The organism is Hyunsoonleella jejuensis (assembly GCF_900111025.1).
GTDB classification, from domain to species: Bacteria; Bacteroidota; Bacteroidia; order Flavobacteriales; family Flavobacteriaceae; genus Jejuia; species Jejuia jejuensis.
The window spans coordinates 26,071-49,347 of sequence record NZ_FOFN01000002.1; the positions used below are offsets into that span (position 1 = coordinate 26,071).

The window sequence follows — 23,277 nt, forward strand, 5'->3', positions numbered from 1 at the left end:
CGTTGTGCATAAACATGCAATAGTTTATATTTCAAATAATGAGAATAAAAAGAAACTCATAAAATATATAACATCGGGTAAGTTTTTCCCAGAACTGGCATCTTTTAAAGGTGCCATTTTTTCTGAAATCACTATTAATAAATTTATTGATGAAGAAACGCGACACGGACGCTATGATGTTAAAACTGCAACCAATAATAGTCTAAAAAATTCTTCTGAAGGTGAACGAAAAAGGGCATTGCTAAATCATATTTTATCAGCAAAAAATCATGATTATTTAGTTTTAGACAATGTATTTGATTGTTTGGATATAGATACGCAATCTAAAATTCAGTCAATGCTGACTGAAATATCTAGAGAAACTCAAGTTATTCAAATTACTACAAGAAAACGTGATTTCTTATCATTTATTGATAAGATATATACTGTTGAGAATAGTGTTTTAAAGGAATATACTAATAAGGAATCGAGTAGTAGAGAGTATTTCATTAAAGCATTACCGCAACCTTACAAAATAGAATTTGGGTATTTTGATCCTTTAATTTCCTTAAACAACTTAAATCTAAGCTATGGCGAAAGACCTATTTTAAATAACATTTCGTGGAATATAAGGCCAAATGAATTTTGGCAATTAATAGGACCTAACGGGTCTGGGAAAAGTACAATATTATCATTGATTTCTGGAGACAATCCAAAAGGTTACATGCAAAATATGACCTTATTTGGTATGAAAAAGGGGAGTGGTGAAACCGTTTGGGATATTAAAAAACATATTGGTTTTTATTCATCTGAAATGTTAAGAGGTTTTAAGCGTAAAGATTCTATAGAAAGTATGATAGTTTCTGGTTTTTTGGATTCTATAGGGCTTTACAAATATCCAACCGATGTTCAACTAAAAATCGCTCGTGAGTGGATAACCTTATTAAACATGACGAAGATTAAGGATAAAAGCTTTCATTTTTTATCTAGTGGGCACAAACGCTTGGTACTAATAGCTAGAGCCATGGTAAAACATCCGCCACTATTAATCTTAGATGAACCCACAAATGGGCTAGACGATAATGATGCGCGAATCTTTTCGGAACTAGTTAATAAAATTGCTAAAGAAAGTAGTACTTCAATTATTTATGTTTCACATAGAAAAGAAGAATATATTACCCCAGATTTTGTTTTTGAACTCATTCCTAGCGAAGTAGGTTCTATAGGCGAAATGCGCTTTCAAAAATAATTACTCTAAACTGCAGGCCTAATATCAACTGCAACTTTTAATTTATTTTTACCTGTACTAAAAATAACTCCTTTTAGAGGTGGCACATCATAATAATCTCTACCATAAGAAACTACAATATGCTGATTTGAAGGGATTTGATTATTAGTAGGATCGAAATCCACCCATCCAAAATTGGGAATATAAACCGAAAACCAAGCATGAGAAGCATCAGTACCAATAAGCTTTTCTTGTCCTGGAGGAGGCAAGGTTTCTATATAGCCACTAACGTATCGAGCGGCTAATCCAACCGAGCGTAAACATGCAATTGCTATTTGCGCAAAATCTTGACAAACGCCTTTTTGCAATTTCATAACCTCATTAATGGGGGTAGCAACATTGGTTACTTTAGAATTAAATTCAAAATCTTGAAAAATACGCTGCATTAATTCAAATGAAGCTTGGAACACAGAACGATTTGGTTGTAACGAAACTTGCGCATATGCTTTAATTTCTGGCGAAATATTTGCAATTAAAACAGATTCTAGACAAAATTGTTTTGCTTCAAGGATATCGCTAGAAGTAGTATCCAAGATTTTTAAAGTCTTTTCTAAAGTAATATTTTGTGCTTCAATATCATCGTAAATATTTGGGATTTCGTTGCAGTTTCGTTGTACTTTACTTATAGCTTTAACTTTAAGCTCAGTATGCTGTTTCTGTATCGAAAAGCGGGTAATTGTATTTCCAAAAAAATCTATTTTCTCTGATAATTCGTCTGGAGTTGGCGTTATTTGCAAATCATATTCCAAAAGTGTTTGACCTAAAACATTTTTTGGTTTTAAAGTGGCTATATTATGACAAAATGATACACCATGTTCATAATTATAGGATGTTGTATGTGAAACTTGATAAATCATTTAAGGCATCGGAAAATTTTGATTTACCAACTGTTTTTGACGGTAGGCATGATTAAAGTAGGTGTCTGAAAGTGCAATTGAGCTTTTGTGTAAGTTATTGCTTATTTCAGCCAAAACATCTTCTAATTTTATGCGTAAACTTTCAATATCATCTAATTGCAACAAATCGCTAATTGTTGCTTTTTCTAGAATTTTATTAGCTTTTGAAATATAAAAACTACTTGAATTTATTTCTGAATTACTTTCCGATTTAGGTAATCTGTCTATGTCTTTTTGAATTCTTCGCAGTTGGTATGCCAATGATTTTGCATATTCAGTATTTAAAACCATAAGCTGTATTACATTTTCGATGCTTAAATATGAACGGTAACTGTATCTGTAAATGTTTAAGCTTTCGTTACTAGTTAAAAAAGATTCTAAGATTTCATATTGTAATTGTTCATCATAATTAAAAACTAGAAGTGTTCTTAATTTTGCAATATTCATCATAGCTTGTTCAGTTTGCAAACCGATAAAGTAGAGAAGAAGTCCTTGACTTACTAGGATACTTTCTTCAATAAGCCCCATAAAGGCAATAAGTCTAGTGATAATACGGTCTAAAAATTTGGTAAGATCTGCTACAGTATAATTTTCGATTGCCTTAAACTTTGTCCAAAGTTTTTTGATACCATCGAAAACGCGCCACATATCTTTAGACCATAAACTACGTAGAGAATAGTACGAGTGATCAAAACTAAACATTGTTTGTGCAAAACCACCTAAACGGTCTTCGTCTAATAGTAGTGAAATGATTTCTAAAAGTGGGTCTTGCAGGGTTTTATCAGAATCTTTACCAACAAATCCAGGAAAAGTTGATGTAATATTAGTTATGGATTTATACAGGTAAACTAAACTAATAGATTCAGCAGATTCGTTATTGTATTGTTCATCATTCATTCGGTTTAAAACCATGCGTAAATACCTAGCAGTTGTAATGGCACGACCTAAATATCTACCTGACCAATATAAATTTTCAGCAGTATTACTGGGTAAATCATTTACATCGGAAAAAGATAATTTACAGCTATTGTCCCAAGAGTAATTTTGAATACTATTTTGAAATTCATCTGAAATAATCCAAAAATCTTTACTTACACCACCGCGTTGATTTGAAACAAATAAATTTTCGCGTTCAGCGGCAACTCTTACTAATCCCCCTGGCATAATACTATAGCTTTCCTTTTTAGCAACAGCAAATGTTCTGCACATTACTTTACGAGGTTCTAAAGCTGCATTCTGAAAGTCTGGTGCTGTTGAAAAAGATATTTTCTCTTGCGCCACAAACTTATAAGGTTTTAAAAGGATTTCATTTTTTAAGTTATTTAATGCAACATCGTCTAAAAACTCGCAAAAATAAATGTGTTCTCTATTAGAGCGATCAATTCGTTTTACTACGAATTCCTTGATATTGTTAAGTACATGGTTACGCTCCTTTTCTTGTCCGCACCACCACGATGCTATTTGTGGTAATATTAAATCCTCATTTAAAAAATAATTACAAATACCATTCATAAATGGAATTAGTCCTGAATTTTCTAAAACACCGGCGCCAATAGGATTTACTATAGAAACTTGCTTATTTCTTACTACATCTAGCAAACCTGCTACACCCAAATAGGAATCTTCACGTAACTCTAGAGGGTCCATAAAAGCATCATCCACACGTTTTAGTACAACATCAACTTGTTTTAGTGCTTTAAGGGTTTTCATCCATAACTTACCATTTCTCACTACAAGATCATTTCCTGTAACCAATGGGTAACCTAAAAACGAAGCCATATAAGCATGGTCAAAATAGGTTTCATTAAGCGGTCCTGGTGTTAGAATAACTATGCTTGGGTTGTTTGTATTATAAGGTGCAGCATCTAAAAGCATTTGATTAAGCTCGTTAAAAAAATGCGTTGGTTGTATTACATTGATACCTTTAAACAAATTTGGCATCATTCTGCTTAAGGAATATCTGTTCTCTAGAGCATATCCCATTCCTGAAGGTGCTTGTGTACGATCGTTAACCACCCACATACGCCCGTCAGGTCCCCGAGCTAAATCAGCAGAGTGAATTAATAGTTGTTTAGATGTTTTATATTGAATTTGATCACACTGCCTTAAAAAACCACGATGTGCAAATACCACTTCTTGTGGTACGATGCCATTGGTAATAAGCTCTCGTTTACCGTAGATATCTTTAAGGATAAGATTGAGAAGCTCTGCCCGTTGAATTAAACCGCGCTCAATAGTTTGCCATTCAATTTGATGAATTAGAAATGGAACAATATTTAAACGCCATGAGCGATGCATCCCTTCAGGATCATTATAAACATTATAGGTAACCCCATTTTCCTCTAATAGCCAATTAATTTCGTTTTGTTTTTCTCTAAGATTATCATTTCCTAAATGTGTAAGGTTTTCAAGTAGTTTTTGCCAATTAGGATTAATGCTCATATCAGATTTCAAAACTTCATCGTAATTTTTAAAGTTTGAAAAATAATTTTGAAATAGTATGTTTGAATTATTGGGCATATGTTATTTCTTTCTTAAATCTAGAGTAACAGGAAATTCGTTATTTACAGGCAGTTCTTTATATTTAAATTTCTTAGGGTTAGTTTGCTTCTTTATAGTTTTGAATTCTTCCTTGCTTATAGTGTCATTTTTATCTGGAAGAATATCTCCTTGTGTATGGTTAAAACTCCAAAATCTATTTATTCTTCTTGATTCGGCCTCTAAACTATTTACTGGAAATGATTCATAGGATCTACCTCCAGGATGTGCTACAAAATAAGTGCAACCGCCAATAGATCGTTTATTCCATGTATCTACTACATCAAAAACCAAAGGCGCATCTACACCTATGGTAGGGTGTAGTGAAGAATAGGGATTCCAAGCTTTATATCGTATACCAGCCACGTATTCTCCTTTTATATCAGTAGGTTTTAAATGTACTTTTACACCGTTGCAAGTTATAACATATCTTTCATTTGTAAAGTTGGCTACTTTTATTTGGATACGCTCTAAAGAAGAATCTACATATCTTGCGGTACCGCTACCACTCATTTCTTCTCCTAGTACATTCCAAGGTTCTATGGCTGCTCGTAATTCAATATGAATATCGTTAATTGTGACCATGCCATGCAACGGAAATCTAAATTCAAAGAATGGATTAAACCAATCCTCTTTAAATGCGTACCCTGCCTTGTTCAATTTTTTTACTATTCCATTTATGTCTTTTCTAACAAAATGTTCTATTAAAAATTTGTCGTGTAATTCTGTACCCCATCTTACCAAATCATGTTCATAAGGTGTTTTCCAAAACCATGCTACTAGTGTTCTAACCAATAAGTTTTGCATTAAACTCATTTGTGGATGAGGCGGCATATCGAAAGCACGTAATTCTAAAATACCTAAACGACCACTGCTAGAGTCTGGTGAATATAATTTATCAATACAAAATTCAGCACGATGCGTATTCCCTGTTAAGTCGGTCAATAAATGTCTAAATAGTCTATCGGTTAACCAAAAAGGAACATCCCCGTTTTTAGGTATTTTACTAAAGGCAATTTCAAGTTCGTATAAGTTTTCCATACGTGCTTCATCGATGCGAGGAGCTTGACTTGTTGCTCCAATAAAAGCACCTGAAAACAGATAGGACAACCCTGGGTGGTGTTGCCAAAATGTAAGCAAACTTCTTAATAAACTTGGTTTTCTAAGTAGAGGACTATCTGCAGGGGTTATACCACCTAAAGTTACATGATTTCCACCACCAGTTCCAGTATGCTTTCCATCAATCATAAATTTTTCAGTACCCAATCGAGACAATTTCGCATGCTTGTATAAAGCGAGTGTATTATCTGTTAATTCTTGCCAATTTTTAGAAGGATGTACGTTCACCTCAATAACGCCAGGATCTGGTGTTATTTTCATGGACTGAACACGATTATCAAAAGGTGCGTCATAGCCTTCAAAAACTACTGGTATATTAAGTGTTTTTGATGTGGCTTCAATAGCTGATACCAATTCTAGATAATATTCGATAGCATCTAACGGCGGAAGAAATATATGTAATTTATAATCCCTAACCTCAATACACAAGGCAGTTCTTATAAAATATTCAACTTTACTAGATTTTCTTTTCTCTTGAAAACGTTTCGAAACAATATCAGTATAAATTGGTAATTCATCTTGTTTTGAGAACTGATCTGGTTGAAAATTAGGAAACTCTTTTTGTTTTGGTTTCTGTATAAGAGAGCTCAATGGTAGACGCAAACCAATAGGGGAGTTTCCCGGTAATAAAAACAAGTGTTTTCTTCGAAATTCCCAGTTGCAACTATACCATTTTCCTTCAGAATTATTTAAAGGCAACACATAGCCAACAGGTTTGGTTGTACCGTCCTTTAAAATATTTTGAAGTTTTTCTTTAACCAATAAATTACCATCTTCTTTTGTAGGATCAATATCTAAAGGTATTTGTCCTTCCTGCCAAAGAAAATAAAAGCTATCTTCGAAAGTAGGTTTTATATGTTTATCTGAAACGCCTAAATATTTGGTTAGTGTTTTTATAAACCTTTTATCAGCATCTTTTGGCAGCTTTTTATTTTCAGAAAATAATGATAATAGCCTTTTATTTTGCCAAATAGGCTTGCCATCTTTTCGCCAGCAAATTTCAATTGACCATCGTGGAAGGGGTTCATTAGGATACCATTTTCCTTGTGCTTGATGTAAAACTCCACCTTTACCAAAATCTTCGTATAATCTCGTAGATAGTTCTTTGGCTAATTCTCTTTTATGTGGGCCATCAGCATCTGTATTCCATTCGGGAGCTTCCATATCATCAATGGAGACAAATGTTGGCTCTCCTCCCATAGTAAGACGAACGTCTCCTTTTTCTAGCTCTTCATCTACTTTGAATCCAAGACTATAAATAGCATCCCATTGTTCATCAGTATAAGGCTTTGTTACCCTTGGTGACTCAAATATACGTTTAACAGTATTTTCATAATGAAACTCTGTTTCGCAAACATCTGTCATCCCAGAAACTGGAGCTGCGCTTTCAAAAGAAGGTGTACAGGCCAACGGAATATGCCCTTCACCAGCTAAAAGCCCTGAAGTAGCATCAAAACCTATCCAACCCGCACCGGGAATATAAACTTCTGCCCAAGCATGTAAATCGGTAAAATCTTCTTCTGGTCCTGAGGGGCCATCTAATGATTTTTCATCAGACTTTAATTGTACTAAGTAACCAGATACAAAACGGGCACCAAAGCCTAAATGCCGCATTACCTGTACAAATAACCACGCATAATCTCTACAAGAACCTATTTTACTTTCTAAAGTTTGTTCACAATTTTGTACACCCGGATCTAACCTAATACTGTAGTTCAGGTATTCGTAAATTTTTCTGTTTATATCGATTAAAAAAAATATTGTTTTCCTTGAAGTTAAATCAACTGTCTTAAGAAATTCTTTTAATAGGGGGCCATTATCTGTTATTTCTAAATAGGGGAGCAGTTCTTTTTTAGTTGTTTCGGTGTATTCAAACGGAAAATCCTCAGCATATTTTTCAACAAAAAAATCGAAAGGGTTAATAGTTTTTAAATCTGCGATAATTTCAACATCCACAGAGAGTTCTTTCGTTTTTTCTGGAAAGGTTAAGCGTGCCAAATAGTTGCCAAAAGGATCTTGCTGCCAATTAAAAAATTGATTTTCAGGTTTTATTTTTATAGAATATGCTTCAATTGGTGTCCTGCTATGTGGTGCTGGACGTAATCTAAATATATGTGGGGAAAGCGATACTAACCTATCATATTTATATACTGTTTTATGAGAAATTACAATTTTTAAAGCCATAAAAATAAAGTGTATTTAAACCTAATTTCATTGGAAAAGTACTAATAATAAACTGTTTTATGTATATGTACTAATGATTAAATAACTAACTGTTTTACGATTTACGAGATATTAAAGAATATTAAACACAGTTTATGAAATTTTAAAATAAAGATTTTAATTTTTAGAACTTTGCAATTGCCAAATAAAAAAATATTGTAAGTCTACGGGTTATAAATTTTATTTTCTTGCTCAGCAACCCTTATAAAAGTAGTACGTTTTGTTAATTCCTTCAAACGGGAAGCCCCAACATACGTACAGGTGCTCCGCAAGCCACCCAAAATATCCTTTATAGTATGCTTAACAGCACCTCGATAGGGTACTTCAACAGTTTTACCTTCACTGGCTCTATAGTCTGCCACTCCTCCAGAGTGCTTATCCATTGCCGTAAAAGAACTCATGCCATAGAACTTCTTATATTTCTCGCCATTTTTTTCAATAGTTTCTCCGCCACTTTCATCATGTCCGGAAAGCATGCCACCGAGCATTACAAAATCTGCTCCAGCTCCAAAAGCTTTGGCTATATCACCTGGGGTTGTACAACCACCATCGCTAATAATTTGTCCACCTAAACCATGAGCTGCATCGGCGCACTCTATAATGGCCGAAAGTTGTGGATATCCAACACCAGTCTTTACACGTGTTGTGCATACTGAACCAGAGCCTATACCTACTTTTACGATATCTGCTCCAGATAAAAGCAACTCTTCAACCATTTCGCCAGTTACTACATTTCCAGCTATAATTACTTTTTCTGGATATGTTTCTCTAACGCTCTTTACAAAATCTGCAAAATATTCAGAGTACCCATTGGCCACATCAATACATATATATTGAAGTTTTGGATTAGATTTTATATGATTTGAAAGTCGAATAGTATCCTGTTTACCAATACCCGTGCTAATAGCAACACGATTTTCTATATTACTTGGTGCATTATTAAAGAAATTAGACCATTCGTCTGTTGTATAGTGTTTATGTATGGTGGTAAACAATTTTTCTTTGGAAAGGGCTTTTGCCATTTCAAAAGTGCCAACCGTATCCATATTTGCTGCAATTATAGGTATTCCAGACCAAGTTATAGGACTGTGTAAGAGTTTGAATGTTCGTTCTAAACTCACTTCTTTTCTGCTTTTTAAGGTAGATCGCTTAGGGCGAATCATCACATCTTTAAACCCTAATTTAATATCATATTCAATGCGCATGTAGTAGTTATTTTTTTTGAAATCAAAATTAGAGTTTTTAATCACTATAACGAAATTATATTCGATAAGCGCTAAAAATTCATATTCTTTCGTATCTTTAATAATTAACTGATTATTACTGATGGATTTTCCCCCAAAATCGAAATTAGGATTTAAACTTTGGACAATTGGTTCTACAATAGGTCTATTTGTTCTTGGGATTTTATTTTTTGTTGGTAAGGGCATTTCAGATAATCCAGATTACTTCTCAATCTTTTCTTTATTACTTTTAATTCTTTTAGTTGTTATTTTGGCGGCACTATTGTACACCATAAGAACACAAATAGATAATGATGTAGTAGAATCTTATTTAAACAGTAAAATTCATAAATTAGAATTAGAGCTTGAAAATACGTTAGAGACCTCAGATCATAAATCTATTTATTTAGAAAATATAAGTCATGAAATTCGTATTCCCTTAAGCACGATTTTAGGAATGATTAAAATGCTGAAGAATACAGATTTAGATTTAGATCAAAAAGCGCAAGTTGAGATTGCGGAATACTCATCCGAACATTTATTGCAACTTATAAATATGATTCTCAACAACTCAAAAGGTGTTGATACAAACTTAAAAGTAGAAAGTGTTCCTATTAATTTAGAATCTGATTTAACTAAGCTTTTCAAAATATTTGAATATCAAGCTTGGGAGAAAGGTTTAGAGTTCAATTACAAATTTTCGATTGATAAAAAGAATGATTTCTTGCTATTAGGCGATATTGCCAAAATTCAGCAGGTGCTTATTAATTTAGTTAATAATGCTATTAAATTCACGAATACCGGAAAAATAGAGATTACGATAGATCATACAGTGACTTATGATAATCTTCAGGTAGTTTCGTTTTACGTTAAAGACTCAGGTGTTGGAATTAGTGATGTTGAAAGAAAGCAGATTTTTAAAACGTTCCATGAACGTCGCTCAAATAATTTAAGACATTACAAAGGTTCTGGCGTTGGTCTTTTCGTGACAAAAAAGCTTGTGGAGTTAATGGGAGGAGAGCTTAAGTTTGAAAGCAAGGAAAATGAAGGATCTACGTTTTATTTTAGTTTACAGTTACAAAAAACATTAAATGTCATTGTAGAGCCACCTAAGGAAAAACCGATTTTACTAAATAAATTTGATTACCGGTTTAATGTACTTGTTGCAGAAGATAATATTATGAACCAAAAAGTTATTAAATTTTTATTAGAGCAACATGGCGCGGAATGTACTTTTGTAACAAATGGCTTAGATGCTGTTAATTTATATAAAGTTATTAATTATGATATGATTTTTATGGATATTTATATGCCAAAAATTAATGGTTATGAGGCCACTAAAATCATAAAAAACTCTGATAAGTATGCTAAAAATAACATTCCTATTATCGCAGTATCAGCCAGTGCATTTGAGCAGGATATAATAAAAGCCAATGAAGCAGGTATGGATGAGTTTTTAGCCAAACCTATTGATAATGATAAGTTAACTAATGTGCTACGAAAGTATACTCTAAAAAATGAAGAGCAGGTTTCTTAAATAGTTATTTTACAGCTATCATACTGATTTCTACATTAACATTTTTAGGCAACTTTGCCACCTGTACGGTTTCCCTAGCTGGCGCCGTAGCGTTATCAAAAAAGCTTCCATATACTTGATTAATGGATGAAAAATCATCCATATTGCTAATAAATATAGAGGATTTCACTACGTCTTCAAACGAATAGTCTGCAGCATTTAAAACTGCTTTTAAATTTTGCATCACTTGCAAGGTTTCAGACTCAATATCATTTAAAATTAATTTATTAGACATGGGGTCTATGGCAATTTGTCCAGAAATGTACAACGTATTTCCAACCAAAACAGCTTGATTGTATGGCCCTAAAGGTGCTGGGGCTTTATCTGTAGTAATTATTTTTTTCAATGTTAAGGTATTTTATATTTTGATATATTATCTTAGAATTTGATCTGGTTGTCTACGCTGCTCGTATTTTAAATCCTTTAACAAGTTAGATTTAATACCAATAAAGAAATTCCAAGAACTTCTAGCGCTAAAGGGTACCCAACTAAAATTCATACGCCAACTTAATAAGTCACGTTCAAAGCGCAACTGTGTAAACGTAAATCCATTATTTTTAAAATCGTAGCCAGAAGATCCACCAACCGACCATTTTGGAGATAATTCAACATCTCCAGAAAACATTAAAGAATGAGAGGATATTTCGCTATTTCGTCTTTGATTAGAGTAATTTACTGCATAAGCCAACCTCAAACTCCAAGGTATTTTAAAATTATAAAACTCCTTGTTTTCATCATTTTTATCTTTATTGGCATCTAAGCGTTTGTTTGTAAAATCCTCAGAGCGCCCAAACAAATCATCGGCCCTTCCTCCATTTCTAATATTCTCTTCTATATCTGGATCTCTTTCTTTCTCAGAGCTACCTTTTTTATTGTCACCAGATCCACCTGAAATTGTGTAGCTCGCATTAAGATTTGCACTGGTAAGCCTGAATAGACTTCCACCATTATCAATATTAAACTTATCAATCCTTCGGTTATTGTTATCAAGAGCATAAGGATCTAATGTAGCGTTAAAATTCACACTAAGTTTATTATCGAAAAACTGAGTACCACCGTTCATCCTAACAGGACTCCATTGTAGAGAGTCTCCCGCAAAATTATAAGCTGTTGAAAAATTGAGGTTATTCAGCAGTTTAATTTTTTTCGGATCGGTTTTCGTAGTGTCTTTATCTCTTACTTTAGCTTCAAAATTATTGGATAGAGATATGCCCATAGAGCTAGAAAACCGTTTATTTGGAACCCCAAACAAACTTTGCTCAAACCTCGTAAACTCTTCGATTTCTCTTTGGGTGTTTGTAGTACCATCTGCATCTATAATAAAATCACCTTCATAAGAATCGTAATATTTATCAAAAGCAGGATTAATATTATAGCTAACTGAAGGTCGCAGCACGTGTCTAATAGCTTTAAGTTTTTTATCCTCACCTTTCTTTTCAAAATTAAACATACCATAAATTGTAGTACCAATACTTGTACTGAAATTATAGGTTCTGTAAGAATCAAATCCTCTTATGGTGTCTGTTATAGTTTCTCTATTTTCTAAGTCAAAGCGTTTATCAATAGTATTAAATGTCCAAACTTCATTAAAGTTAGTGCTCGCGCTAACACTAAAATGTTTAAAAACCTTAAAGTTTGTACTAACAGGAATCGAATGTTGAAAACCTGCTTTAGCATCACTAAACATTTCTTTTTTAAAGAATAGAGAGTCTGTCGTTTGAATTCTATTTTCGCCCCGAACGCTATACTGAAAACTCAAATTTTGAATAAGTCCTTTTTTAGAGCCACTTTTTGGGGCAAAGAGGAAGACGCGACCCATATTTCCTTGAAATGTTGGAAGCGTCATATTTATTTGTTGGGTTTGCGTGTTTTGTGAATGCGTAGCGGTTAAACTAAAATCTACTTGTGGTTCACCTTGAAAAGTTTTTGAATAGGAAACTGATGATGCCAAAGTGTTATTTAGAAAAGCTCCCGTTGTAGCTTGATTTAGGGAAGCTCTATAAAATGTACTACTACCAAGGTTTACCGAGGCTGAAAAACGGGAGTTAGGGCTTGCTTTTGCATCTTGACTGTGTGACCATCTGAGGTTATAAACTGTAGTTCTGGCATAATCTGGAAAACCGCGTTCACTTGTAATGAGGTTCTCGTATCTAAATCCAAAATTCCCTCTAAATTTATATTTTAAGGCGTATGTGCTTTCAGCTCTTACACCATAACTGCCATTGGTATAGTAGTCTCCCATAAGTGCTAAATCTACATGGGGGCTAACAGCAAAATAATACCCTCCATTTTGTAAAAAGTAACCACGTTCGTTCTGCTGTCCAAATGTAGGGATTAGCACACCAGACGCCGCTGTGTTTGCAGGCCGTTGCGGAAAGAAACTAAAGGGCATCCATATAGGCGTTGGCACATCGTATATAAACATTTGTGCAGACCCTGTCACAATTTTTTTCTTGGGTACTATTTTAGCTTTTTTAAGAAGTATATAATACTCAGGGTCATCTAAATTTTCGGCAGTAGTGTACTTAGAATCTTTAATAAAATACACCGAATCATTTTCCTTTTTTGTTAACTTGGCAATTACAGTACCCTCTCCTTGTTCTGTGAGACTGTTGTATATAAGTGCTTTTTGGGTTTTCGTATTAAATAATATAGAATCTGGCTTTACTACATTGCCTCCTTGATCAAACACAGGTGCTTGCAAATACTCACCTAAAGAATCAATGATTCCTCTAGCATAAACTTCGTTTTTCTTATAATCTATAGTTATGTCTCCTGCTTTAATATTTATGTCGCCGTAAGTTATTTCAGCTTCATTATAGAGGTACAACTTTTGCTTTTTTTGGTTCAGAGAAGTATAGTCTATTGCTTTATAAGTAACAATATTATCTAGAAATTCTTTCTTTTTTGGATTTATAGAATCTGTAACCGTTGTGTCCTTTTCTACGTTTGGTAATTCTAAATTTACAATACTATCCTTAAGCTTAACTACAGTATCAAGTTTTTTTTCAGGTTTGGCTTCAATGGGGTCTCCCTTTTTTGGGATGTCTTGTGCGAAGCTAAAAGTGTTGATAAACACTGTAAAACTCAAAGCAAAAAGTATTTTAAATTGGTTTGTACGCAACGCTTTTAAATGTATTTTTGTAAAAGTATGGCTCGGTTTTTGAAACGCCAAAATTACATATATTTTTTTGGGTTTAATTTATAATACATGGAAAATTTTCATTTGAAATAAACCCATTTATTTAGTCGTTTAAGCTTTACAGGTAATCAAAAACTAAGCCTTATTCGTTAAAATTGAATTATTGATTTAAAATTTAACAAATACCACATGAAAACGAAGACATTATTGGGTTTCGTATGTTTTATAATAGTATTAACATTTGCCCCAACTGTTAATGCACAGGCAAAGGATAAATTTGTAGTTGTTCTTGATGCAGGCCATGGTGGCAAAGATCCTGGAAATCTTGGGAATGGCTATAGGGAAAAAGACATTGCATTAAAGGTAGTCTTAGAAGTAGGTAAGCAACTAGAAAAGAATCCTGATATTGAAGTCGTTTACACAAGAAAAACAGATGTGTTTGTAGATTTATTTGTTAGAGGTAAAATTGCAAATAAGGCTAAGGCCGATTTATTTGTTTCGGTACATTGCGATTCCCATACCTCACAAGCCTATGGTGCGGGTACTTTTGTTCTAGGGTTGCATAGAAATAAAACTAATTTTGAAGTTGCCAAAAAAGAGAACTCTGTAATTTTTATGGAGGAAGATTACAAAAAGAACTACGCCGGTTTTAATCCTAACGCACCTGAAGATGCCATTTCTATTATATTAGGTCTCGAAGAATATTTAGATCAAAGTATTTATTTAGCTAGTTTAATTCAAGATAACTTTGTTAAACTGCAGCGCAAAAATAGAAAAGTAAAACAAGCAGGTTTTATTGTGTTGCACCAAACCGTGATGCCCAGTGTTTTGGTAGAACTTGGCTTTTTAACAAATAATAGGGAAGGAAGCTATTTGAATTCCAGAAAAGGACAATTAGAAATGTCCAAATCTATTATCGATGCTATTTTAAAGTATAAAAAATCCATTGATTTGAATATTGTGAATGAAATAAACAATAAGGACTTGGTTGATGAAGACGAATTGAACTTTGATGATATAACCTTTAAAGTGCAAATTGCCGCTAGTTCTCGAAAATTAGAACCTAAACCGTATAATTTTAAAGGGCTTTCAGATATTTCTAGAATCCACCAAGGCAATATCTATAAATATTATTATGGCAGCACTTCAAACTACAATAAGGCGAAATCGTTAGTTCAAGACGCTAAAGCCAAAGGTTACGCCACTAGTTTTGTCGTTGCTTTTAAAGACGGCAATAAAGTTCCGCTTGCCGATGTCCTAAAAACAAGATAGAATTAACAAGTTACTAACTAAATTTATTTTAAATTTGTTTTTAAAAGAAAGCAAATTTTGAAAATTTCTAGAGAAGTAAAAGTTGGAGCATTGGTCATTTCTGGCATCGTGCTCTTTATTTATGGCTTTAATTATTTAAAAGGTAAAGATTTATTTAGTGCTTCAGACACTTACTACACCGAATATGGTAATGTTGAAGGTTTAGTACCTTCTACACCCGTAACTATAAATGGTCTTAGCGTTGGAAAGGTTACTAGCATTGGATTTAAAGGAGATGGGACAGGTAAATTGACTATTGAATTAATGGTTAATAGCGATTTCGAATTTTCTAAAAACAGTACGGCAGAATTATACGAAACCGGCTTAATAGGAGGAAAAGCTATTGCTATAATACCCGCATTTGATGGAGCTGAAAAAGCCGAAGATGGCGATTTTCTTAAAGGTGAAGTCAAGCCGGGTTTAACAGAATTAGTAAACCGGCGCCTAACACCGCTACAAGAAAAGATTGAAATTATGATGGTAGGCACGGATTCATTGTTAAGCAACATTAATGATGTTTTTGATGCACAAACCAAAGCAAATCTTAGATCAAGCATATCAGGCTTAAACGATATAATTCAAAACTTCAAGGAAGCATCAAAATCAATTGATTTACTTGTCGCTAGCAATGAAAAAAAATTAAATAGCACCCTTACTAACGTAGATAATATTTCTTCAAACTTATCAAAAACAACTGAACAACTTGCGGAAGCAGATTTAAAGCAAACTATTGAAACTCTTGAAGCTACTATTCAAAATTTCAAAAGTATTAGTGGTAAAATAAATCAAGGTGAAGGGTCAATCGGAAAGTTACTCAATGATAAAACGCTCTATAACAACTTAGAAGGCGCATCAAGAGAAATGGAAGCTTTAATACGTGATATAAAATTACATCCAGCACGGTATAGACGTATCTTGTCTAAAAAAGAAATTCCTTATGAGGAACCAGCTGATACTAAACAGAACTAAATTTTAATATGACCTATTTACCCAATATACTTTTTGCTATTGCACTTTTATTAGGAGTTGGCTATTTCACCAAAAATGTTAAAAAGCTTATTCGAAATATCAAATTGGGGCAAGAAGTTGATGCTAGCGATAATAAACCAGAACGCTGGAAAAACCTTGTAAATATAGCACTAGGGCAAAGTAAAATGGTAAAACGTCCCATTTCGGGCCTTCTGCATGTAATTGTATACATCGGTTTCATCGTAATTAACATTGAAGTTTTAGAAATTATTGTTGATGGGTTGTTTGGTACACACCGTATAGGTTTAAAAGTATTGCCTGTATCTGTTTACGGTTTTTTAATCGGCACATTCGAAATATTGGCTTGCCTGGTGCTCATTACAGTTATTATCTTTTGGTTGAGAAGAAATGTTTTAAAGTTGGCTCGTTTTATGAAAAGCGAAATGACAGGGTGGCCGAAAACAGATGGGAACTTAATCTTATATTTTGAGGTTGTATTAATGACGCTATTTTTAGTCATGAATGCTACCGACACAGAATTCCAAGCATTAAATTCAGGAAATGTAATAAGCCAATACATAGCACCTTGGTTCTCAGGATTAACTGAAGGAACGCTGCATATTATAGAACGTGGTGCATGGTGGTTGCATATTCTTGGAATTTTAGTATTTCTTAATTACCTCTATTTTTCAAAGCACTTGCATATCCTTTTGGCATTTCCAAACGTTTTTTATGGCAGTGTAAAACCCAAAGGACAGTTTGATAATTTAGAAGCTGTAACCAAGGAGGTGAAGCTTATGATGGATCCAGATGCCGACCCTTTTGCTGCTCCAGCCGAAGGAGCAGAAGACGAAATACCTGCAAAATTTGGAGCGAGCGACGTGCAAGATTTAAGCAGAATACAATTGTTAAACGCCTATACCTGTACAGAGTGTGGCCGCTGTACATCAGCATGTCCTGCTAATTTAACTGGTAAGAAATTGTCACCTAGAAAAATCATGATGGACACTAGAGACAGGCTAGAAGAAGTAGGTAAAAATATCGATGGCAATAACGGCGAATTTAAAGACGATGGCAAACAATTATTGGGTGATTATATCACTCCTGAAGAACTTTGGGCATGCACCACTTGTAACGCCTGCGTAGAGGAGTGTCCGGTAAGCATCAACCCATTGTCTATTATTTTAGACATGCGTCGCTACTTGGTTATGGAGCAAAGTGCAGCGCCTTCAGAATTAAATAATATGATGTCTAACATCGAAAACAACGGTGCGCCTTGGCCTTATAATCAAATGGACAGATTAAACTGGAAGGACGAATAATTAGGGCGTTACCCATAAAGGGTCGGGCTTTCGGCAGTCGCTCTCTCCTGCGTCGAGGAGCTTCAACAAATGCCTCAATCCCTAACGCGAGTACCGTCCAAAACATAACACAAACGGCTACAATATTTATATTGTAACTTTTAAAAAGCATACACTATGAGCGAAACACTCAAAGTAAAAACAATGGCAGAATTCATGGCAGAAGGTAAACAACCAGAAATTTTATTTTGGGTAGGTTCCGCTGGAAGTTATGATGATCGTGCTAAAAAAATAACCAAAGCTTTTGTAAAAATCCTTAATGCCGCAAATGTTGATTTTGCAGTTCTTGGTCAAGAAGAAAGCAGTACCGGTGATGTTGCTAAGCGTGCAGGAAACGAGTTTTTGTTTCAAATGCAGGCCGTAATGAACATAGAATTGCTAAATGGCTATGAGATAAAGAAAATAGTAACCTGCGATCCACATTCCTATAACTGCATTAAGAATGAGTATCCAAGTTTAGGCGGTAATTATGAGGTATTACATCATACACAATACATCAAAGATTTAATAGCATCTGGTCGATTAAAAGTGTCTGGTGACACTTATAAAGGCAAGCGCATTACATTTCACGATCCTTGTTATTTAGGTAGAGCCAATAACGAATACAACGCCCCAAGAGATGTTTTGCAAAACACTAAGGCAGACTTAGTGGAAATGAAACGCCATAAAAGTACGGCATTGTGCTGCGGCGCGGGAGGAGCTCAAATGTTTAAAGAACCTGAAAAAGGGGACAAGGATATTAATGTACTAAGAACTGAAGATGCACTAGAAACCAATCCTAATATTATTGCAACTGGCTGCCCATATTGCAATACGATGATGACAGATGGTATTAAAGCTAAAGAAAAAGAGGCAGAAATTCAAGTTTTAGATATTGCTGAATTAATTGCTAATACAGGAAATTTGTAAAATATTGTCACGCTGAACGCAGTCGAAGCGTTTTTTAAATCATAAATCGACATTCCAAAATCGTAAATACATATAATGTTAGTAGATTTTAACACATTACCAGAAGAATCAAGAGTTTGGATATATCAAGCCAACCGGTCTTTAACTTCAGAAGAAATTGCTGAAATAGAAGATAAGTTAAATGTTTTTATTGAAAACTGGACAGCACACGGTAGCGACTTGCAAGCAGGCTACCTTATTAAATACAAGCGATTTATAGTGTTAGGTTTAAATCAAAACTTAAATGTAGCCACAGGCTGTTCCATTGATGCCTCTGTACATTTTATTCAGCAGTTAGAAAAAGAGTATAATGTTGATTTAATGGATAAAATGAATGTATCTTACAAACAAGGAGAATTCATCGCTTATAAGCCATTAGTAGAATTTAAAAAGATGGCAAAACAACGTGCGGTTTCAAAAAATACCATAGTTTTTAATAATCTAGTGAATAACATTGCTGAATTTAAGGAGAATTGGGAAGTCCCTGCAAGTGAAAGTTGGCATGCTAGGTTTTTGTAATTTTTGTCATTCAGCGCATACGAAAACCCTCAAACAAGCTATTCTAAACCACCTTCTTAATCACCCGCAACTTATGCGTATGAAGCTTTCTATCCACATTATAAATTCCAGAATGATCTAGACGATCTACCCTTACTTTGCCGTGAGCGTGTATGATATAATTATCTTTCATAATAATACCTACGTGAATGATATCACCATCAGAATTGTCAAAGAAAGCTAAATCTCCAGGTTCACTTTCCTCTATAAAGCTTAGGGCTTCACCTTGCGTAGCTTGTTGAGACGCATCGCGCAGTAGCCTGTAACCATTCAATTTATATACCATTTGTGTAAAACCGGAACAATCAATGCCAAATGGTGTTTTTCCACCCCATAGATATGGGCTATTTAAATATAAAAAAGCAGTTTCTACAATGTTACTCTTATGAATCACGCCTTCAATAAGGTGACCATCAAACGTATGTTTTAAAATAGATAAGCCATTTAGGGTAGCACCTAATTGAATAGGATAAAGTTGTTGGTTTTCATCTTGCACAAATTCTACCAAATCCTTAGAAAGTTTAGGGGTTTGTGTATCAAGTTGATTGTAATCTTCGGCTTCAATTTCCAAATACTGCTTATTATCAATCCAGCCTTCATATTTATCAAAAGCCAATCGGATTTTACTCCAATTTTTTCGTTTTTCAATCACTTTAAACCATTCGCCATACAAGACTTGTGATACTAATTCACTTTTATCAGAGGCCTCAAATCTTAAAGGAACGATACTTAAATTACAAATTCCGTATTGCATTCACTTAGTTTAGTTGCGTTCAATAACCATAGCAGAAGCGCCGCCTCCGCCATTGCAAATAGCTGCCGCACCAATTTTGGCATTGTTTTGTTCTAGAACATTGAGTAGTGTAATTATAATTCTAACACCAGAACATCCCAATGGATGTCCTAAAGAAACGGCACCACCATTTACATTTACGTTATGGTCCTTTAATCCTAATATTTTCATGTTAGCTAATGCTACAACCGAAAAGGCTTCATTAAACTCAAAATAATCTACATCATCTTGCGATATACCAGCTTTGGCAAGTGCTTTAGGCAATGCTTTGGCAGGGGCGGTTGTAAACCATTCTGGTTCTTGTGCAGCATCGGCATAGCTTTTTATTGTTGCCAAAATATCCAACCCAAGTGCTTCAGCTTTCGCTTTACTCATTAACACTACAGCCCCAGCACCATCATTAATGGTAGAGGCATTAGCCGCAGTTACAGTACCCTCTTTTGTAAATGCAGGACGTAAACTAGGGATTTTATCAAGTTTTACTTTGGTAAATTCTTCATCTGTATCAACAATTAGAGGTTCACCGCGACGTTGTGGTACTTCTACAGGAATAACCTCATTTTTAAACTTTCCAGAGCTCCATGCCTCAGAAGAACGCTTGTAAGACTGAATGGCATAAGCATCTTGGTCGTCACGAGAAAACGCATATTCATTAGCACAAGCATCAGCACATACGCCCATAGCATTTTGATCGTAGGCATCAACCAATCCGTCGCGTTGCAAACCATCAATTAATGTATTTGGGCCAAACTTAGTACCGGTTCTAGCATATAAATAGTGCGGAATTAAACTCATATTCTCCATACCACCGGCCACAACAATTTCTGCATCTCCTAAGCGAATGGCTTGTACACCGTGCATTACAGCTTTCATACCAGAGGCACAAACTTTATTAATGGTTGTACATGGAACACTATTGGGTATGCCTGCGCCCAATGCAGCTTGTCTAGCTGGTGCTTGACCATTTCCTGCTTGAACAACATTACCCATAACAACTTCATCAACCATTTCTGGTTTCAAATTAATTTTATCTAACGCACCCTTAATGGCAACCGAACCTAATTTAGTAGCTGGTACCGTTGATAATGCACCTAAAAAACTGCCTATTGGCGTTCTTGCTGCGGAGACAATAACAACTTCTGAGTTCATAATGAAAATTTAAAATTAGCTAAGGCGAAAATAATCATTTTTTGACAGATAGGATAAGGATTAATTAGATTATAAGATTCTTGATAACCCCTAAATTTATTACATTTGAAAATATATAATCTTTACATGAAAGACTTTATAAATAAGCTCTACAGAAATCATTCATTGATTTACAAGGCTCTATTGTTTGTATGTACTACGTTTTTAATTGTGTATTTATTTCCAAAAAGTGGAAAGTTTAAATATAGTTTTGAACGAGGTAAGCCATGGCAATCTGAAAACCTATATGCGCCTTTCGATTTTGCAATAAAGAAAGCGGAAGAAGAGATTAAAAATGAGAAGGAAGCTATTGAAGACCAAGCACCTATATATTTTGATGTTGATGAAGCCGTTACAGAAAACGCATTAAATGCTTATGACAATGTATTTGATAATACGTTTGCAGATTCGCTTATTTCAAAATCTGAAAAAGTAAAGCTGAAAACAAAAGGAAAGGCAGTTTTACAAGCTTTATACAATTATGGCGTGCTTACCGATACCTATACTTTTGAGAACGATAGAATAGTTGAAATACTTAGCGGTAATGTAAAAAAGCAAAATGCCGTTTACGGCGATCTCGTAGCGCAAGATGATGTGAAAGCATTTATCGAAAAGAAGCTAAAGGCAGAAGGGATACAAGACTACAATTCTAAGTTTACATCCTTATTTTTTGATGTTGTGGAGCCAAACCTGACGTATAATAAATCGTTTACTGAAAAGGTACTCCAAAACGAACTGAACAAAATATCCTATACTAGAGGTAGCGTGGAACGAGGTACGCTAATCATTTCAAAAGGAGAAGTAGTTGAAGGTGATAAGTTTCAAAAATTAAAATCGCTACAGTCTGAATATGAATCCCAGGTTTGGAGTGAAGCTAACTACAATTGGATTTTATTCGCTTATACCTTACTGGTGGCACTTGCATTATTAATGCTACTATTATTCTTAAGAAAATATAGAATAGAAGTTTTCGAGAACAATACAAAAGTTACATTTATTTTCTTCAATATTCTATTGATGGTATTTATTACCACTCTAGTAGTTAATTATAATTCTGAATATCTTTATGTAGTTCCCATTTGTGTGTTACCGCTTGTTCTAAAAGCCTTTTTTGATGCGCGATTAGGCATGTTTGCACATGTTATCACCGTTCTGTTATTAGGCTCGATAGTACCCAATAGCTACGAGTATATGTTTTTACAAATACTTGCAGGAATTGTAACAATTTTAACAGTTTCAGAATTATACAAACGGGCAAATTTATTTATTTCCGTAGGGCAAATTACCTTAATTTATATTGTGGCATATTTTGCGTTTTTCGTAATTCATGAAGGTAGTATTGAAACTATTGATTGGAATACATTTTTACTCTTTATATTATGTGGACTTGCAACACTTTTTGTGCAACCGCTTATTTATGCCTACGAGAAGTTATTCGGTTTGGTTTCTGATGTGTCTTTATTAGAACTTTCAGATACGAATACAAAACTTTTAAAAGAGTTGTCTAACGTGGCTCCTGGAACATTTCATCATTCCCTAAATGTAGCAAATTTAGCCGAAGCTTCGGCTAATGAAATTGGAGCCAATGCCATGTTAGTTCGGGTTGGGGCATTATATCATGATATTGGTAAGATGATTACTCCAAACTATTTTATAGAAAATCAGTCTACAGGAATCAATCCACATGATGAGCTTTCATCAAAAGAAAGCGCAAGGATTATAACGGACCATGTGATTAACGGTATTGAAATAGCAAAAAAGAATAATTTACCAGACCGGGTGATAGATTTTATTAGAACACATCACGGCACTAGTACTGTGTATTATTTTTATATGAAAGCTAAGGAAATGGATAAGGATATTGATCCAAATTTGTTCAGATATCCGGGACCTAAACCTTTTAGTAAAGAAACAGCAATTTTAATGATGTGCGACAGTGTAGAAGCAGCATCAAAAAGCTTAAAAAAACCTACTTCTACTAAAATAGATGCTTTTGTTGAGAACATTATCAATAAACAGATTGAGGAGGAACAATTTTTAAATGCAAATATTACATTTAAGGAAATTCAATCTATAAAGAAAGTGCTAAAACACAAGCTTGCAAATATTTACCATTTAAGGATAGAATATCCAGAATAAATTTTTTAAAAATATAAATAAATAGT

At 34.2% G+C, this 23,277-nt stretch carries 16 protein-coding genes; 8 read left to right on the plus strand and 8 right to left on the minus strand.

Translation table 11 applies throughout. The features are described 5' to 3' along the window. Window positions 1-4: 4 nt before the first annotated feature. Entirely contained in the window at window positions 5-1,228 is a 1,224-nt protein-coding gene (locus BMY39_RS06780; RefSeq protein ID WP_092577879.1) for an ATP-binding cassette domain-containing protein, read from the plus strand. Between the two features lie 5 nt (window positions 1,229-1,233). Here the strand turns inward: BMY39_RS06780 and BMY39_RS06785 are convergent, their stop codons facing one another. The 4 genes from BMY39_RS06785 to BMY39_RS06800 all read right to left on the minus strand — a co-directional run bounded on the left by BMY39_RS06785 (window position 1,234) and on the right by BMY39_RS06800 (window position 9,248). After that, complete coding sequence (locus BMY39_RS06785; RefSeq protein WP_092577881.1) at window positions 1,234-2,124, minus strand: transglutaminase family protein; 891 nt, start codon at window positions 2,122-2,124, stop codon at window positions 1,234-1,236. Next, window positions 2,125-4,683 carry a circularly permuted type 2 ATP-grasp protein gene (locus tag BMY39_RS06790; RefSeq protein ID WP_092577883.1) on the minus strand — a complete coding sequence of 853 codons (2,559 nt, stop codon included), beginning with the start codon at window positions 4,681-4,683 and terminating at the stop codon, window positions 2,125-2,127. A gap of 3 nt (window positions 4,684-4,686) precedes the next feature. Then, the gene (locus tag BMY39_RS06795; RefSeq protein ID WP_092577885.1) at window positions 4,687-8,004 is read right to left on the minus strand and encodes a transglutaminase family protein; all 3,318 of its coding nucleotides are present in this window, start codon (window positions 8,002-8,004) and stop codon (window positions 4,687-4,689) included. 203 nt (window positions 8,005-8,207) lie between these two features. Further along, window positions 8,208-9,248 (minus strand): GMP reductase, encoded by a 1,041-nt coding sequence (locus BMY39_RS06800; protein ID WP_092579133.1) that lies wholly within the window; start codon window positions 9,246-9,248, stop codon window positions 8,208-8,210. A 121-nt stretch (window positions 9,249-9,369) separates the two neighbouring features. Here BMY39_RS06800 and BMY39_RS06805 point away from each other — a divergent pair, with 121 nt between their 5' ends. Beyond that, a complete protein-coding gene (locus BMY39_RS06805) occupies window positions 9,370-10,803 on the plus strand; it encodes an ATP-binding protein (RefSeq protein WP_092577886.1) in 1,434 nt (477 codons plus the stop codon). A gap of 4 nt (window positions 10,804-10,807) precedes the next feature. Here BMY39_RS06805 and BMY39_RS06810 read toward each other — a convergent pair whose 3' ends face one another. Continuing rightward, entirely contained in the window at window positions 10,808-11,188 is a 381-nt protein-coding gene (locus BMY39_RS06810; protein WP_092577889.1) for a Rid family detoxifying hydrolase, read from the minus strand. A 27-nt stretch (window positions 11,189-11,215) separates the two neighbouring features. Beyond that, window positions 11,216-14,017: a putative LPS assembly protein LptD gene (locus BMY39_RS06815; RefSeq protein ID WP_092577891.1), complete on the minus strand. Its 2,802-nt coding sequence runs from the start codon at window positions 14,015-14,017 to the stop codon at window positions 11,216-11,218. Window positions 14,018-14,173: 156 nt separating this feature from the next. On the opposite strand from BMY39_RS06815, the gene BMY39_RS06820 reads away from it, so the two are divergent. The 5 genes from BMY39_RS06820 to BMY39_RS06840 all read left to right on the plus strand — a co-directional run bounded on the left by BMY39_RS06820 (window position 14,174) and on the right by BMY39_RS06840 (window position 19,092). Continuing rightward, window positions 14,174-15,256 (plus strand): N-acetylmuramoyl-L-alanine amidase family protein, encoded by a 1,083-nt coding sequence (locus tag BMY39_RS06820; protein ID WP_092577894.1) that lies wholly within the window; start codon window positions 14,174-14,176, stop codon window positions 15,254-15,256. Window positions 15,257-15,313: 57 nt separating this feature from the next. Continuing rightward, complete coding sequence (locus BMY39_RS06825) at window positions 15,314-16,264, plus strand: MlaD family protein (RefSeq protein ID WP_092577897.1); 951 nt, start codon at window positions 15,314-15,316, stop codon at window positions 16,262-16,264. A gap of 8 nt (window positions 16,265-16,272) precedes the next feature. Next, on the plus strand, window positions 16,273-17,586 hold the full coding sequence (locus BMY39_RS06830; RefSeq protein WP_092577900.1) for a 4Fe-4S dicluster domain-containing protein: 1,314 nt from the start codon (window positions 16,273-16,275) through the stop codon (window positions 17,584-17,586). A 156-nt stretch (window positions 17,587-17,742) separates the two neighbouring features. Continuing rightward, window positions 17,743-18,534: a (Fe-S)-binding protein gene (locus tag BMY39_RS06835; RefSeq protein WP_092577902.1), complete on the plus strand. Its 792-nt coding sequence runs from the start codon at window positions 17,743-17,745 to the stop codon at window positions 18,532-18,534. Between the two features lie 75 nt (window positions 18,535-18,609). Then, window positions 18,610-19,092: an ABC transporter ATPase gene (locus tag BMY39_RS06840; protein ID WP_092577904.1), complete on the plus strand. Its 483-nt coding sequence runs from the start codon at window positions 18,610-18,612 to the stop codon at window positions 19,090-19,092. Window positions 19,093-19,135: 43 nt separating this feature from the next. Here the strand turns inward: BMY39_RS06840 and BMY39_RS06845 are convergent, their stop codons facing one another. Both BMY39_RS06845 and BMY39_RS06850 read right to left on the minus strand, forming a co-directional pair. Continuing rightward, entirely contained in the window at window positions 19,136-19,885 is a 750-nt protein-coding gene (locus BMY39_RS06845; protein ID WP_092577906.1) for a C40 family peptidase, read from the minus strand. Between the two features lie 9 nt (window positions 19,886-19,894). Next, on the minus strand, window positions 19,895-21,073 hold the full coding sequence (locus BMY39_RS06850; RefSeq protein WP_092577908.1) for an acetyl-CoA C-acyltransferase: 1,179 nt from the start codon (window positions 21,071-21,073) through the stop codon (window positions 19,895-19,897). Window positions 21,074-21,199: 126 nt separating this feature from the next. Here BMY39_RS06850 and BMY39_RS06855 point away from each other — a divergent pair, with 126 nt between their 5' ends. Beyond that, entirely contained in the window at window positions 21,200-23,251 is a 2,052-nt protein-coding gene (locus BMY39_RS06855; protein ID WP_092577910.1) for an HD family phosphohydrolase, read from the plus strand. The last annotated feature ends 26 nt before the right edge of the window (window positions 23,252-23,277 follow it).